The sequence below is a fragment of the Bradyrhizobium sp. AZCC 1588 genome (genome assembly GCF_036924735.1).
Taxonomy (GTDB): Bacteria; Pseudomonadota; Alphaproteobacteria; order Rhizobiales; family Xanthobacteraceae; genus Bradyrhizobium.
This window is the reverse complement of record NZ_JAZHSC010000001.1, coordinates 5908200-5923095: the sequence shown is the minus strand read 5'-3', so window position 1 is coordinate 5923095 and position 14896 is coordinate 5908200. Positions and strand designations below refer to the sequence as shown.

Annotated in this window: 14 protein-coding genes; 1 reads left to right on the top strand and 13 read right to left on the bottom strand. The window is 59.8% G+C overall.

Features of this window, described 5'->3' with window-relative positions; genetic code table 11:
* Nucleotides 1-16: 16 nt before the first annotated feature.
* Entirely contained in the window at nucleotides 17-3529 is a 3513-nt protein-coding gene (locus tag V1277_RS27485) for a hypothetical protein (protein ID WP_334419003.1), read from the top strand.
* Nucleotides 3530-4400: 871 nt separating this feature from the next.
* On the opposite strand, the gene V1277_RS27480 is transcribed toward V1277_RS27485, so the two are convergent.
* The 13 genes from V1277_RS27480 to V1277_RS27420 all read right to left on the bottom strand — a co-directional run bounded on the left by V1277_RS27480 (nucleotide 4401) and on the right by V1277_RS27420 (nucleotide 14401).
* On the bottom strand, nucleotides 4401-4877 hold the full coding sequence (locus V1277_RS27480) for a S26 family signal peptidase (protein WP_334419002.1): 477 nt from the start codon (nucleotides 4875-4877) through the stop codon (nucleotides 4401-4403).
* A gap of 52 nt (nucleotides 4878-4929) precedes the next feature.
* The gene (locus tag V1277_RS27475; RefSeq protein ID WP_334419001.1) at nucleotides 4930-5148 is read right to left on the bottom strand and encodes a helix-turn-helix domain-containing protein; all 219 of its coding nucleotides are present in this window, start codon (nucleotides 5146-5148) and stop codon (nucleotides 4930-4932) included.
* Nucleotides 5149-5330: 182 nt separating this feature from the next.
* Nucleotides 5331-6101 carry a DUF2285 domain-containing protein gene (locus V1277_RS27470; RefSeq protein WP_334419000.1) on the bottom strand — a complete coding sequence of 257 codons (771 nt, stop codon included), beginning with the start codon at nucleotides 6099-6101 and terminating at the stop codon, nucleotides 5331-5333.
* A gap of 160 nt (nucleotides 6102-6261) precedes the next feature.
* Nucleotides 6262-6585 (bottom strand): DUF736 domain-containing protein, encoded by a 324-nt coding sequence (locus tag V1277_RS27465; protein WP_334418999.1) that lies wholly within the window; start codon nucleotides 6583-6585, stop codon nucleotides 6262-6264.
* Nucleotides 6586-7755: 1170 nt separating this feature from the next.
* Nucleotides 7756-7908: a hypothetical protein gene (locus tag V1277_RS27460; protein ID WP_334418998.1), complete on the bottom strand. Its 153-nt coding sequence runs from the start codon at nucleotides 7906-7908 to the stop codon at nucleotides 7756-7758.
* Between the two features lie 170 nt (nucleotides 7909-8078).
* Nucleotides 8079-9068, bottom strand: a complete 990-nt coding sequence (locus V1277_RS27455) for a hypothetical protein (RefSeq protein ID WP_334418997.1) — start codon at nucleotides 9066-9068, stop codon at nucleotides 8079-8081.
* A complete protein-coding gene (locus V1277_RS27450) occupies nucleotides 9041-9814 on the bottom strand; it encodes a ParB/RepB/Spo0J family partition protein (RefSeq protein WP_334418996.1) in 774 nt (257 codons plus the stop codon). Before V1277_RS27450 ends, V1277_RS27455 begins: the two co-directional genes overlap by 28 nt.
* Nucleotides 9815-10030: 216 nt before the next feature.
* Complete coding sequence (locus tag V1277_RS27445) at nucleotides 10031-11206, bottom strand: ArdC family protein (protein ID WP_334418995.1); 1176 nt, start codon at nucleotides 11204-11206, stop codon at nucleotides 10031-10033.
* Between the two features lie 177 nt (nucleotides 11207-11383).
* Nucleotides 11384-11509 carry a hypothetical protein gene (locus V1277_RS27440; RefSeq protein ID WP_334418994.1) on the bottom strand — a complete coding sequence of 42 codons (126 nt, stop codon included), beginning with the start codon at nucleotides 11507-11509 and terminating at the stop codon, nucleotides 11384-11386.
* Between the two features lie 131 nt (nucleotides 11510-11640).
* Entirely contained in the window at nucleotides 11641-12174 is a 534-nt protein-coding gene (locus V1277_RS27435; protein WP_334418993.1) for an isochorismatase family protein, read from the bottom strand.
* 28 nt (nucleotides 12175-12202) lie between these two features.
* Nucleotides 12203-12841: an acyl-homoserine-lactone synthase gene (locus tag V1277_RS27430; protein ID WP_334418992.1), complete on the bottom strand. Its 639-nt coding sequence runs from the start codon at nucleotides 12839-12841 to the stop codon at nucleotides 12203-12205.
* Nucleotides 12842-13019: 178 nt separating this feature from the next.
* A complete protein-coding gene (locus V1277_RS27425; protein WP_334418991.1) occupies nucleotides 13020-13709 on the bottom strand; it encodes an autoinducer binding domain-containing protein in 690 nt (229 codons plus the stop codon).
* 308 nt (nucleotides 13710-14017) lie between these two features.
* Nucleotides 14018-14401, bottom strand: a complete 384-nt coding sequence (locus V1277_RS27420; protein WP_334418990.1) for a hypothetical protein — start codon at nucleotides 14399-14401, stop codon at nucleotides 14018-14020.
* Nucleotides 14402-14896 lie beyond the last annotated feature (495 nt).

Below are 14896 nucleotides of genomic sequence, written 5' to 3'. Positions count from 1 at the left end.
TGTGTTGGTGCTTGTCGTGACGGCTGGGCGCGCGCAGGATCTGGCGGCTAGCGACCTGAGCCGCCCACGCGAAAGCCTTTTCTACGAGGAACTCGTCGCTAGATACGTCTCGGAAACACTGAGCGTCGCCCGACCGTGGTTGCGGCAAGCGGTCGAGGCTAACCTTACAGAGCCTGAGACGCGATATGTCCTGCTTGTCGGCGAGCCTGGGGTCGGCAAGACGGCCTTCATGGCTGCACTTGCGAACGCCAATCCTACATGGCTCCGGTACTTCATTCGGGCAGACAGTCTAACCCCGACAAGCGGAGGATCGGCGTCGGCCTGGCTCCTGCGGATTGGCCATCAACTTGTCGACCGGCGACCTGAGCTGTTTGACCAAGACCTCTTGGAGATCGTGGTGAAACAACGGATCGACGAGGCGGCCGAGGACGCGACCGTTGCCGGTGTGCGGATCAAGAACCTACGTGCATCACCTTTCCGTCGGACCGCCATACATGTTCAGCAGGATATCGGACGCCTTGGCGGAGATTCAGTAGCTCTCGATGTTTTGCATGCCACCACCGAGCCGAGGCTTCTTGAACCAGAAACTCTTGGGTATCTCGCACTATTGGATCCCGCCCTCGCTTTGGCACGCTTGAAGCCTACCGAGAGGATCGTAATTCTTGTTGATGCGCTGGACGAGTTGAGCGGATCGCGCAGCGAAGAGACAATCATCGATTGGCTTGAGGACAGTGAGGAGCTGCCCGCAAACGTCCGGATCGTGATATCGTCGCGGCCGACCGAGCGGTTGCGATCCTTCTGTGAGACGCGACGCAAGGCGGTGCGGAAGATAACTCTCGACACCAGCTCGCCAGAGGTGTTGCGCGATGCGCGGAACTTCGCAGTCCGTCTCTTCGAGACAATCGAGATTCCCAATGCATTCCTTCCCCTCGGGATCAAGGCGGCGGCAAATGCGCTCGGTCAATCCGCCAATGGAAATTTCGCATACCTGACCGCCTACGCGCGAGCGCTTCGGGCCGCGCTCTCATCTGGCGATGACGCCACACTCAGCGAACTGCTACGATTCGAGGCGCTCCCGGAGGGCCTCGGCTCGCTTTACGCCACATTCTTACGACGGATTCGGCGGCAGGTGGAAAGGATTGGCCGGCTGGAAGTTGCAGAACCAACGGGAGTAGACGATGAATTCGTTGCCCCTTGGGAAGGTGTTGGACAGCGCTTCGTTGGCGTGCTTTCGATCGCACGCGCTCCGCTCTCGCTGGAGCAGTTGAGCTTCCTTGGAGCCATACGGGTTTGGCCGAGCGCAGCTGAACGCGTGCTGAGCTACTTTGTACCCTACCTCGACGCGACCCCGACAGGCTTCGAGTTCTTCCATCCGTCGCTGCGCGAATTTCTGACCGCCCCCGCCACTGGAGGTAATTCGGACGTCGCAGTCTCGGCGCAGGAGTGGCACAGACGCGTGGTACGCGCGTATAAACGGAGGTTTTCAAGCCACTGGGCCGACTGCGACGCCTATGGGGCCGCCTTTCTGCTCCCTCACGCAGTCGAGTCCGGCCATGGGAATGAGGTTGATGCGCTGATCGGGAACTTTGAGTTTCTTATCGTTGCGGAGCCCGATTCAGTGATGACATCGCTACCCTATGCACAGAGCCAACGCGCTCGCGATTTAGTTCTTGCGTATGGTCACGTTGCTCATCTCTTGAGAGGTAGCCCAATTGGAGAGCGACGTTCGTATCTTGAGATGTCTCTAATGCAAAATGGTGTTGCTGACGTCGGGGAGGCAGCCATCATATGCCCGAGGGCGCCAACGCCGTGGCGGGCAGTTTGGGCCGATTGCGATCTCACCCTTCCGCACTATTCGATTGGGGGTCAACCCGAGGCCGTTTCCGCGCTTACGGGTGGTTACCTGGGCAATCAAACCTACGTCGCAACAGGCGACATTCGCGGTGGTGTCATTCTGTCTGATCTCCTGACAGGGGCCAAGATTGGTTCGGTGCCCGACAGAAGATTATTCCGAATTTCCGCCCTTGCCTCATATTCGCAATCGCGAGAATCTTTGATCGTAATCGGCGACATTGAAGGCATGATCGAATGCTGGGATGTCGGCACGATGCAGCGGCTCTGGGAAACAAATGGATACCATTGGAGTGTTAGAGGCGTAGCTATCACATCTCTTCAGGGCAGACCGATTGTAGTGTCATGCTCAAGAGATGCCATCTACGTAAACGATCTCCGGACCGGGGAAAAATTCACACAGTTGACCGGGCCACTAGGTATGGAATCTGTTCGTGAAACGCACTGCCTTGCGCCCTATGATGTCGCGCACCAAACCTTCGTTCTTTCTGGTCATGGTGACGGAGTAGTCCGCGTTTGGGACCTCGAGATTGGAAAATCAATCAACAAGGCGAAGATCGACGACTCAGATATTCGACAGATAGAAGTGATAGAAGTAAACGGAAGACGGTACGTAGTGTGCGCCACACTGGGTAGAACAATCACCGTTTTGGCGGGCGACACGTTTGAGCCCGTATTGCGCATTGCAGAGCACGCGAAGCCAAATCATCTGCCTTCGATAGCGACCGGCGTACTTGGAGCCGAACGGGTACTCTACTCAGCTACTGTCAGTGGTATCGCAGCTTATTCTCTGCCGGCAGGACGGAAACTCGCCGAAGTTTCCATCAATCGCGGTGCGATTTACCCCATTGCTCGAGTACAAGGTCACAATGGATCAGGGCTATTGCTCGGATGTGCAGGCCGCAATCTGCACGTGATCAATGAAAGAGAGATCACTCGTTCAGGATCTCGACCAAGCGGCCGAAAGAACCGCGTAAGCGCAATTGGCAACGTTACTTGGGGTGGCAGCTTTTTTGCGTGCGGACATGATGATGGATCAATCTACCTTCGAGATCCAGGGTCTGGACAGAAAATTTCCGGTAACGAGTGGTGTGCCCCTGGAGCCATCCGCTCCATAGACTCGATTGAGCATGAGGGCCAATTAATCCTTGCGTGTCGTTTCGACGGTGGAGTGTTCATCTCTCACAATGGAAGAACAACAATTTTGGCCGACCGTGATCGACCGGATGTTGTGATGAGCACAGCCCTGGGCGTGGTGGATGGGCGAGCTGTCCTCGCCATTGGAACGGACACGGGGAATATCGAAACATACGCCGTGGCACCCACACTGACACAGCTGGCCTCAATCGAGGCTGCCCATACCTGGCAATCCGCAAATCAAGCAGATCCGAAGATATATCGGTCAACTATTTCGGCACTAGAGATAGTCGCAGGCAAAGATGGCACTGCACTGGCATCAGCGGGGTGGCAGGACAAGACCATTAAGCTTTGGGAATGGGAGACTCTCCGTAGCCGCACGATCATGGCAACAAAAGGTTACGTCATGCGGCTAACCAGTGGGATGATCCGATCCAGGCCGGTTTTAATGTCACTAACTATGGACCTTCGATGTCAGTTTTGGGAGCCGGAAACCGGTGCACTTCTTGAGGGAGCATATCGACCAAAGGGTGCCCAATAGAAGAGAGCCGTATGAAAGTGACAGTCTCTGGTATGTCGACATGGCGTGCGGCCGAGCTGCAGCGGCCGACGTCGTCGTCATTGCGGCAAGGGATGGGACGATAAGCATTGTTGATGCAGAGAGCCTGGCGGTAACTGCTGTCATTTCAGTTGCTTACGGGGTTTGGGGGCGATCGATTGCATTGGATTCGTCAGGAGTAATAGCCCTTGCTGGGGCACGTGGGGTCACGGCCGTCAAGGTGCGAGCAGAGCGAGAGTAGTGAATGGAAATTAACGGCACATGTGGGGCCCAGCAACGCAATCAGATGTGTCCGCTTCTGCCCCATACGATGGACCGCAAACTAGCCCAGGCATTTCGGTCCAAAATCCCAACCGCACTTGCGTGTTCGCCTAATGGAGGCCGCGCCATATAATCGGGTGCGTGGACCGGGGAGCTTCTCGTTTGGGATGTTTATCGAGGTGAGATTGCCTGCAGATTAGAGCGGTGCTCTTGTGAAGTGATTGAGGTAACGTTCTCCGATAGCATGATCACAGGTAGATCGAAGAAGGAGTTCTTTGCCTGGCAATCCTCAGGAATGCTCCGTTGCTTCGCGTTGTCAGCTAAGAGAGCGAAACGCAGATTCACAGCGATATTGATGGCGCGAACTATTAGTATCCGAAATCTTTGCAGTATCCAGTTCGTGACCTTTCAGGCCGATCAGAATTGGGGGAGCGCTTGGAAGGCACGCCGCAATGATCGAGCTTGAGGGATTCTCATTTAATTAGAGGATCGATCTCTTTCTATTAATTCCGACGCCAAGATGCTTGATGCCCACGTCCTTACGCTGAGCGGCAGAGCCATTTGCCGCCGACCGCTAACATCAATCCTGCCTCTAGCCCGGTGGACTCCACGTCCAGACTGCCCGTGCGACGCCCACAATATCGCACCGCAGCACCGGCCCGAAATACCGCGAGTCGAACGAATATGGATGCGGCTGCAGCAGGAAGAATTCACCGTCGATCAGCTTCATGCAGCCTTTCCATGCCGGCAGCGGCCGCCCCTCCCTGTCCTTCTCAAACGTCTCCGCAATGACGTGCCCGTTGATGGAGATGGTCCCGTTTGGATCATCCGACCGGCAGACTTCATCGCCGCCTGTGGCCGCAATTCTCTTAACGAGCGGCACCGACGAGGGGAGAATTTCTCGGGCGGCCAGCATCAATTCGATGGGCGGCGGCGGCTTGATGACGGCCATCTCGCCGGCCTTGGGAAGGCGGTCCTCCAGGCGATAGAACCCAAAAGCGGCGCTGCCCGAGGCATTGTAGATGACGAGCGGCGCGTGGGGCGAAAGTGCTGTGATCGTCGAGACCATTGCCGCCGAGATCGTCGCAAGGATCGCGACCTTGCCGCGGATGCGGCCAAATCTAGCAAGCATCGGAGGTCGACCTCCGCTTGCTGGCTCTCGAGTATTCCAGGAGGTCTTCGATGTGGTAACGGACGTAGCGTCCGTGCTTGCGGTAGGCGGGACCCGTGCCGTGCACCCGCATCTTTTCCAGGGTGTTCTTGGTGAGGCGGAGCCAGGCGGCGGCTTCCACCGTATTGAGGAACGGATTTTCCCCTTCCCTGTCACTCTTGGTCGTCATCCGACGTTTCCTTCCCGCTACCCGCACCCTTCGAAGGTGCAAGAAGAAGCGTCGTCAGATTGGGAGCTGTTTGAGGAGTGGCGAAGATGGCAGGGGCTCGTTCGCCATCCCGCGCGAGCAAGTCTCGTCCAGCTGACGTGCCAGGATGGAGCAGCTCGGGAGCGTTTGGCGCAAAGATCTCCTCACCTTAAGAGATCGCGATAGCCGCCCTTCATGAGTTCGGTCCCCTTGGCGACCAGCCGCCGCGTACGGTCCTTCAAGAACTGGCTTGCCCCCAGCCATTCCTCAGCGACCATCTTCTCGCCGAAGATCGTGATCGCGATCTGCCGGTAGGTCTTGCCTTTGAGGCTTTCGTCGAGCGCGATCAGCGCATGGTGGAGGCGTTCGTCAGTTGCGGGTGGCTGCTTTTGAACGTCTCTAAAGCGCGGGTCGGCAAAGCGCTGCAGGCATTTCAAGAGTTCGGTCTGCGCCGAGAGATCGGAAAGATCATGCAGTTCGAACACGGGCGTAAACGGCGCGGTCAGGATCGAGAGACCGTGGATTTCCAGGGGAACGCAGACGCCCCTGCCCTTTACGAGGACCCGCTGGATGCCGTCGACATCGATCACCGCGTGGCGATTAGCGTGGAAGTCAGCAAGCCTGCAGACGACCGCATCAGGGCGTTCGCTCGGCTTTGTGGCCTTGACCCGGACCACGCGTTTGAGGGCATCTCTATGCCAGAACACGGCAGCCTTGTGGGCGCAACGCATCGGGTTGGCGAAGGCGTAGAGCCCCCATTTTTCGGCACGAGGAAACCGGCGCGGCAGGCGCAACAGCTTGGTCCCGTCGTTCAAGGCAAGGCATGGCAGCTGGCGCGGAATCGAACATCGCCAATCGGCGACATATTCGTCATTCCGGCGCAAGAACTCCCACGCCCAGTCGCCGCCATCAAAGCCTGTGCGATCGCAAGCCATGTGATCGCGAGCCGTCTGAGCGCCTATGCAGCCACACGGCGCAGTCCACAGATGATTCAAAGCTCGCCCCACCTCGATTTTTTCAGGGGCGCGGATCGTTCCGGCCAAATGGGGCAAGAGCACGGCCCCCGCGAAGTGCTCGCGGGGGCCGCTTGTCGCATCAGTCCGCCGGATTCCAGATCAGGGCGAACACGCTGTCGTCGTCCTGGCCGGCGGCGCGGCCGAGATTGGCGTAGAGCTTGCGGGGACCGAACTCGGGCGCTGCGAGCGAGAGGCTCACATACTCCTTGCCGCTGGTCTCGCCGCGGCGGATCCAGCCCGCCCCGATCTCGACGCCTTGGGTGAAGACCCGATAGTCGGGATGGGTCTCGGCGCTCTTGTCTCCGTTCGGCAGGATGTCGATGTCGGCCCGGATGGAGACCGTCTTGAGCTGGCCCTTGTAGCTGCCGTTGTCGTTCTTGGTGACGTATCCGATCGCAGTCATGGTCTTGTCCTCTTTCTGTTGCTCGCGAGGAGCCGATCCCCTCGCGATGGCGAGACCGTCATGGGAAGCGAAACGCCTTCGAACCCGCTTGCGGGGCGGAGCGCATGCGGAGCACCTGAGCCGACGGCTTTTTTGAAGCGCAGCGGCCGCGAGGAGCCGGATTCTTGATCCGGCGGGGAAAAAAGCCGGCGGCGAAGGTTTTGCCAGGCGGAGCGCTTCCCATAGGTCTCTTCGCCACGCGCAGGGAGATCGGACCCGCTGGAAGGGATAAGAGGAAAAGGCGCAAGGCGATCGGGCGGCACAAAACGAAGCGACCAGTTACGAAGGCCAGCTCAAGGTAGTCTCCATCCGCGCCGACATCGCTGTCGTGCCGAACCGGGACAATGGCGCGAGACTCACCCGACCGGCGGGTCTTCACCCAAGGCGTCGCGATCGGGCGCGGACCGTGTCCGCCGCGGCGAGAACGCTAGCCAAGGAGCCCATGAGCCTGTCACCGCTGGTCCCGAGTGCGACCTCCGCAAGTTCATCGTAAATCTCAATCGCGCGATCGGAGATCATGAAGATCGGTGCATTTGCCACCTCGACGGGCTGGCGGAATGCCAAGCGGCCCTCACGAGCAGTTCGCGGGCGCCATGCTCGTGCCCAACGCGCGGCGTTGTGGACGACGAGCGCGACGACTCGAAAGCTCGGGCGTGTTGGAATTGAGTGCGATGTCAATCTTGCAAGTTCGGTGTTACACTTCTTGCGTGCATACCGATTCCGGTCTGCATGATTGATTAGCTCTTAAAGATTGACGGAGGGCCCATGGCCAAGAAAGCGAAGAAGGCGCAGAAGACTACCGCGAAAAAAGCCAAGAAGAAAAAGAAGTAGGTCTTTCGCTCCTCATCGCTCATTCCCGTCAGGGCGCTCATCGATCGCGGCGTAAAGCTCGCGTGTAGTCGATGCTTTGGTGAGAATGGGTAGCGCCAGTGGCAAAGCCGGACCGTAAGCGCCCTCGGGCGCTTGCGCGGTCCGGCTTTCATTTGAGCGAAGACCTTTGTTTGGCGAATGGGAGGACCAACGGATGCGCGAGCCTTCGTGCGAGCCTTGGGCATGCGAGCCTTCGGGGTGCGAGTCTTGGACCTGAGAGTCTTGGGCCTGCGAGTCTTGGCGTGCGATGAGGACAGCTTCTCAGTTCAGCCCGCTGATGATGCCCGGCAGGACCCTCGACAACAGCACCGCGGTGGATGTCAGCGCCGACAGGCTGACGATGACTTGAGCGAGGCAAATGCGCCTTAAGCACACCGGGTATGGGTCGGGATATACCTTGTATGGGCTCGCCATTGTCGGCTCCATGATGCGGCGCGTGCGTCGCCTGGAACCGAGCTATAGGGTGAGTCGTTCGAATCGATCCCGGATAAATTTGCGGCTTGCCGATTGACTCCGAGAGACTCGGCCAGCGCAAAATCCGGGCGCGAAACAAGGCCTTCGCGCCCGAATCGTCACAGTTAAGTTCAGGTAAACAAAGCGTTAATAGCCTCGCTCATCCGGGCGATTTCGAGCGTCTTGGTAGGGTCGTAGTTGCCAATCGGAAACGCCATGTAGCGCGGCACGAAGGCCTCGATCCGCTCCCTTCCTTCCCCGCTCAAACAGTCCTGAATGATCTTCTTCTGCACCTTGCTGGGTTCGGACAGGTTGGCCTCTGCGACCGCCTGGCCTGCGAGCTCAGAGAGCATCGCGTTGATCGCGGCGCGGTCGCGCAGGAGATCGAGGAAGGTATCGTCCAGCTTCCACCAGCGGGTCACTTCGGGCTTGATGGCAAGGCCTGCCGCCTCCGTCAGCGCCGAGCCGGCGGCAAGGGTTTCTGCCATGGCAAGCGCAATGACCCGAAGCACCGCCTCGTCTGGCAAGGCGAGCAGCCGGGCAAACAGGCTCGCGCCTGTAAAAGCATCGCCGTTGCCGCGTGTGAGCGTGCCGTAGTGGCTCTTTTCGAGTTGCAGCAGGTCCAGCACCGCGTCCCGCTCGGCCTGAAGAGCGGCCTGCGCGGGGCTCTCGGCGACACTCTTGGCTGTCGCTTCCTTGTCGGCGCGTTGGGGATCGGGTTTGACGCTCCAGAGCGGCGAGCCTGCGATCATATGCGCCGCCGCAAGACGAAGCGCTACGACCGGATGCGCCAGCAGTTCAGCGCGGACGATGGCGTGCCGGTGCAGGGCCAGATAGTTCTCGGCGGCCTTGGTGAGTTCGGATTTTGCACGCGTCGCGCCGTCAGCGCCTGCACCGTCGTCGCCTTTGGCGGCACTATGCGCATCTTCATAGGCCCGATAGCCCTGGTGAGCTTCCACCTCGCCATTGGCGCGAACCTCAATGAAGGCTTCACCGCCCTCATCCAACGCGGCCTCGTCATACTGCCATGCCGGAAAGCGCGTTCCCTTGTCGAGCACGGTCACCGTCCAGCCGCTCGCAGCCAGTTCATCCCTCAGGCGCGCCAGGGCCGCGTTCTGCAAGGTCCAGAAGGCATCCACATCGGCAAATTACTGACGTCGCCAAAGAGATCGGTGGCAATGTCGCCCTTGTACTGATCGAGCGGAAACAGCGCAGCACTCGTTGTGATCTGCTCGGTCCCGAACAGCCACTGCTTCAGATTGCGCCCTCTTGGCGCGCCTGCCCTGTCATGTGCCGGATCGCTTTCGGCCTGACAGGCTATGACCCAATCCTTTTGCTGGCGCCGTGTGGCGCTGGCGAGCAGTTGCAGGTCCTCAGGCGCGATGTCGCCGCTACGATGGGCATCCTTTATGGCGCTCTGAAGTGACGCCAGCGCAAGGCGCTGTTTGACGTAGCGCTCGGTCAATCCAAAAGTTTTCGCGATATCAGGGACATTCCGGCCCTGCTTCAAGAGCTTTGCGAACGCCTCATATTCTTCGAGATCGTCCATCGGGGCGCGTGCGACGTTCTCGATCAGGGACGCTTCGACCGCATCAGCGTCATCATCGCCGGCTGCAATCGCGCAAGGCAGCAGCACCTCGTCAGCCGGTACTCCCTGCTCTTGGGCGATCCGGCTGGCGGCAAAATAGCGCCGCCTGCCTGCGACGATCTCGAAAGTGTTGCCATGGGGCCGGACCAAGAGAGGCTGTAGTACGCCTCGGGCGCGGATCGACGGCAGGATGTCGGAGACATCGGGGGCTTTCCGGCTGTGGCGGACGTTGACCTTTGCGATGCAGAGGTCGCTGAGGGCGATGTTGCGCAGTTCCATCTTATGCTTCCTTCGGTGTCAGAGCGGGGCTCGGTTGGCTTGCGTTCATCCTCAGCGATGAGCCGGTGTCGCGAGGCATTTGGATTGGGCGGGGGCGAAGCGGCTTCAGGTTTGGAGAAGCTCAAGCAGCATCCGAGACGAGGCCCGCCGCCATGGGTGGTACCCGCCTCGGCAATCGCTTAAGGCGAGCGCTGTCATCTGGTCGGCCGGTAGCCGTCACGGCTCTCCCCCGGCTTCCGTTGCGGCTGTGTAGTGGCTTGCGGCTTCGCCACCGAACGCAAGCAGGTAGTCGGCGGCCTTGCTGGCTTTGCTGGCGGCGTGGAAGATGGCGCGGCTATCGTCGCGAAGCACGTTCAGCCATGAGCCGAGATAGTCGGCATGGCGAACGGTGGGCTTGATCGAGAGTGCCGCGCAGACAAAGGCTGCCGTCAATTCCGCGACCAGTTCCTCATTGGCGTAGAGCTTCGAGCCGAACGCGCCGGTCAGGTCGCGGTTCAAGCGGCGGGGGTGGCCGGTCCAGTGCCCGAGCTCATGAAACAGCGTCCGGTAATAGTTGATCTGTTCGAAGAAGGCCGGTTGCGGTGGAATATGGACGGTATCGTCGGATGCTCGGTAGTAGGCTTCCGCGCCACCGATGCGGATATCGGCGAGCGTTGCGGTAGCGAGCCGCTCGGCTTCCGGCACGATCTCACGCTCGGGCAAGTCCCTTTGTGGCACGCGGCAATGGTCCGGCAGGTTGTCGCATTGATCAACGTTGAAGACGGTGTAGCGGCGCAGGAATGGGATGGACGCTTCTTCGCTTGTCGCCTTTTCTCTTGCCTGCTCATCCTGACCGATGGAGGCAGCGGCTGCCTGTTCGCGTTTGGGAATGAAGCGGTCGGCGTAACAGACGGTAACGCCATGCTCGCCCTTGCGCACCGTTCCGCCGAGGGATGCCGCTTGGCGAAAGGTGAGCCAGCGTTGGCAGGTGAAGCTGCCCTCAAACAGCCGCCCCCACAGAATCAGGATGTTGATTCCGGAATAGGCTTTCCCTGTTGCGGCATTCCTCGGCAGCACGAAGTCCTGATGGCTGCCGCCCGTCATTCCCCAGGGCCGGGCCCATGGGAAGATGCCTGCCTCAAGGTCAGCGATGATGTGGGCTGTAATCTCCTCATAGAGACTTACCTTTTTATTCGGCTTTTTATTCGGCTTCTTACTCGGCTCGTTACTTGGCTTCTTAGCCGCTTGGCTCTGCGTGAGATGTTTGGACATGACGACCCTTCGCTCCTCTTCCGCGCCCTGCCCCCGAAAGGCGGGGTGGGCGGCGAAGAGCGACCGGAAAGCCCCGAACGCAGAGGCAGGCCGCACCGGAACGGCCGGAGCGACAGCGGAGGACCGCGCCCACGGAAACAATCGTCGATCGAGAGATCTGACGAGGCGCGGTTGCGGCCTGCCGGTTCGGGGCTATGCGGGAGCGCCGCCCACCCCGCCTTCCGGGGGCTTCCAAAACGCGCCGGCCGCGCCCCGCGGCCGGCTCCGCAAAAGCAGCCGATCCGCTGCGACATTGTCGAGCTGTCGGTGTGAAGCGGCCTAGACGTCGTTGGTCAAAGTGCCCTGGAAACTGAGCGGCACCGGAAACTGGACGGCTCCAAGTTCGGAGTGCATGCGCCAGGGATCGAAGCCGAAGGCCGAGACCGGAATTCGGGCTCGGTTCACGAGAGCCCGGCCCGCAAGCGGACAGCTTGCGGGAGGCGCCCCGGCGATGAATGAAAGCCCTTGAGCCCTGGTCTAACCGTTGGGATCAATCGGACCGCAGTATTGTCCGTGTGCAGGCGGATAGTGCCGCCCTACTCCAGCAATTTACGGATTTCCTGCATCAACGACGCATCGCCAACCGAAACGGCCCACTCCAACAATGTCTGTCGAACGGTTGTAACGAGTACTCCGTGAAGCGCGAGGCGATCGAAGACGGCCTTGCGTTCTGCTTCGCGCCTGGCAACAGAGAGATCCGCCAATACCCGTACGTCATAGCCACGCCTGACGGCCTCCAGCGCTGCAAGCAGAACTTCCTCCTCAAGACAGGCGCCTGCCAGCACCAGGAAGCGAGGTTCGTTTCGTGCAAGCCGTTCCACGAAGCTCTGATCGTTCCAAAGGAGAAGCCCGTCGATCGGGATGATTTGGAAGGCATCCGGCGCTATCGCGGATAGCACCTCGGGCTCGCAATCGCCGAGGCTCAATGGGCACACGCCCAACATCCGACAGCCCAGCGCCAGAAGCCGCAAATTGATCTTGTGGTCGCTTCCCCCTGTCGTCTCGGCCAGGGCTAAGAGCCTGCTCGGGTTTAGCAGTAAGACTGCGCTCTGCCCTGGATGCGCCAGCATGTGTCACGTTCCGGCCCATGCGACGGTGTCACGCGGCAGCCCGAACGGACGTAACCGGAACGAGCACTGGTCCCACGAGCCCCGCGGCCTGATAGAGCGTCTGCAAAGCCGCCTCCGAGGCGTGCAGATAGCCGGCCAGCGCTGTTGTCTGTCCGATCCGGTGTGGCGGTCCCAGCCGCTCGAGTGGCCATCCCGCGCGGCGCAGTATCCGCTCCATTCGAACGTCTGTGACGGTTACGATGCTGGCGGCATTTTTCGCTCTCAGGCTTTCGATCATCGCGGCAAACAGCATGATGGTCGCGCGGTTGATGCCGTTCGCCGCAAGTTGCGGCGCCCGCTTCGTATCCACACAAAATCTGGAGCTTTCGAGGATTTTGTCGCTCCGTGGCATGGGGCGATCACCCAACAGAAGCGGAAACGTGTCCGCAAGCATCGTCGGGCCGGCCGTCGGCAACAGCCTGACACTGCCAACGACACCGCCGTCTTGAGATAGCACAAGAAGATACGTCGGATTGAGCGCGTCGAAGAGATCGATCTCCATATCGCCGGAAACCGCGACGGACCAATCCAGCCGATCCTTGAAGACAATCCGGCGCAGCCGGTACATGTCGGCAAGCAAACCGACATGCTTTCCGAATGAGTTCTGGTCGAGAGCTGTAGCGAGCATGTCACCTCCGGTTGAATCGGGAGGTCGTCACAACAGCAGAAACCGTGGGTCGCAGCGCCTGTGCTTTTTTACAGGGTTGCCGGCGAAAACCGAAATTTGAGGAAATTTCGGCAAATTGCTCCGCCGCCGGGTGGCATATCAAGCCGTGTTCATCAGTGCCGTCAGTCGGAACGACAGATTAGGTCAGCAAGCGACGACGAAGCGCCTCGGCAACGCATTGTGCAATCGAGGCTGCGTCCAGCTTGCGCCGGGCGTTCTCCAGATGAAACGTCACGGTGCGGGGCGAGATCCCCATCAGCACCGCGGTGTCCGAGGCGGTCTTGCCTCGCGCCGACCAAGCGATGCATTGCCGTTCTCGCGGACTCAAAACCGGTTCGGCGAGTGGCGCCTGCCGGGATTGCCGGGCGGCGAGATGCGCATGAAAGTACAATCCGACCAGGTGCAATATGTCCTTTGAGTTCGCGATCAGGCACTCGGGACGCAAGCCGCGATCATCGCTGGCCAGCGTGAAGGCCGCGATGCCGCCAAAACCGCCGCGAATCGGGATAGTCACTCCGCCTTGAATGCCGAATGACGCGGCTTCCTCGAAGAATCTGCGCTGATCCTTTGTGCCTTGTGGCACAGCCACGCCGCTCGTCCAGCCGAACGGGTCGTGATCAAGGCGCGCCCTCTGCACGATGGGGTCAAGTCGCTCGTAGTGCAGATCAAAATATCGACTTGTCCAGGACTTGGGGTATGAGGAAATCAGCTTCGGCGCGCCGTCAACGACCTTCAAATAAGCAAACCAGCGAAAGCCGAGTCGTGCCGCAGCGCGTGCGGCGACGCGCTCAAAGTCCTGATCATCGCGTGCGGTCACGATCGAATCCACAAACTCCTGAAAGATGTCGTCTGATCTTTTCACGACGCGTCACCCTGTGCGCAAACATCCTCGCTGCCAAGACAACGGGCTTGCACCCAAAGCCGTGCCGGGCAGCGCCACTGCCCTTGTCGGCTTGGCCCGGCCGTCGGAAAGCGACCTTCTGTTCGTTGACCGCAAGCCTTATCGCCGCCCGATCGGAGCGCACACCCGCGATGTCGGCAAGCGTTCGCCCGTTCGAGGGCGCAAGGCGCGTGTGACCCGGTTCGATTGCCTCCACAGCCGTGACCATCCTCGGAGCCAAACGAAGTGTTTTCCACCTACCCGCAACTCCGCCGGACTGTTTCTTCCACTGGCCAATCCAGACCTAATCTCCGAGCCTCAACGCTTGGGCGCGCAAAACGAAGAGTTTTCTCCAATTCAGCGACGGCCTCGATCGCACGCTGCCTGGCCGCCCAGATCCGACTGCTTTCGCGCAGGCCTGGCAGATCTTCTTGCCTTATCGTCTCAAACAGTTGGCAACATGCCGCAAAGGTGCGTTCGCTAGCACTTTCCAGTTCGGCGCTTGAACTGACCAGCAAGAGCAGCTCCTTGAGCTGGGTCACAATTCTGGCCTGGCCAACATTCAGTCGCATGCGACGCACGCCCGCCAATTCTTCGCGTAGCAGCTCAAGCTGTATCGCCAGTACGAGCGGAATACACATCGCTAGATTTTCCTGACGTTTTGACAGGCGGCCTGAAGAGATGATCCGGGGTTCTTGAGACGGGTAAATGGCGAAGTACCGGACTATCAACGGGCTGGATGCCCAATTCGTTTGTGATGATCGGATCGATCAGCACATCGAGCGGCGCTCTTCGGATTTTCATAGATTCGCATGAACGGGCTTCTCGACCGCAATCATTGCAATCGTATTACGGCTCTGACCGCGTCAATCATTTAAGCTACCACGACGCTTCCGCTGAGCTCGTGAGCCGCCAGGAGCGCCGCAGATAAATCCAGCACGTCAGGCTTCTGTAATGGTCCTGACGATCATGCCGGCCCCAGGGGCGCAAGATCGGCTGGCCCCCACCGCGAGGGGCGAGAACATCAGACATGACCAAAGAAACTTGCGTCGGCCAGAGACCCGGCTCGGCGGCCGCCTCCCCCGTGACGAGACGAGCACGTCTTCTCGCTCATCCGCGCACAAGCCGCGTTTCCC

Coding starts and splice junctions, on each gene's coding strand:
- V1277_RS27480 (WP_334419002.1), bottom strand. CDS start 4,877: ATGGTCTCGACGATCACAGCACTTTCGCCCCACGCGCCGCTCGTCATC.
- V1277_RS27475 (WP_334419001.1), bottom strand. CDS start 5,148: ATGACGACCAAGAGTGACAGGGAAGGGGAAAATCCGTTCCTCAATACG.
- V1277_RS27470 (WP_334419000.1), bottom strand. CDS start 6,101: ATGGCTTGCGATCGCACAGGCTTTGATGGCGGCGACTGGGCGTGGGAG.
- V1277_RS27465 (WP_334418999.1), bottom strand. CDS start 6,585: ATGACTGCGATCGGATACGTCACCAAGAACGACAACGGCAGCTACAAG.
- V1277_RS27460 (WP_334418998.1), bottom strand. CDS start 7,908: ATGGCGAGCCCATACAAGGTATATCCCGACCCATACCCGGTGTGCTTA.
- V1277_RS27450 (WP_334418996.1), bottom strand. CDS start 9,814: ATGGAACTGCGCAACATCGCCCTCAGCGACCTCTGCATCGCAAAGGTC.
- V1277_RS27435 (WP_334418993.1), bottom strand. CDS start 12,174: ATGCTGGCGCATCCAGGGCAGAGCGCAGTCTTACTGCTAAACCCGAGC.
- V1277_RS27430 (WP_334418992.1), bottom strand. CDS start 12,841: ATGCTCGCTACAGCTCTCGACCAGAACTCATTCGGAAAGCATGTCGGT.
- V1277_RS27420 (WP_334418990.1), bottom strand. CDS start 14,401: ATGTGTATTCCGCTCGTACTGGCGATACAGCTTGAGCTGCTACGCGAA.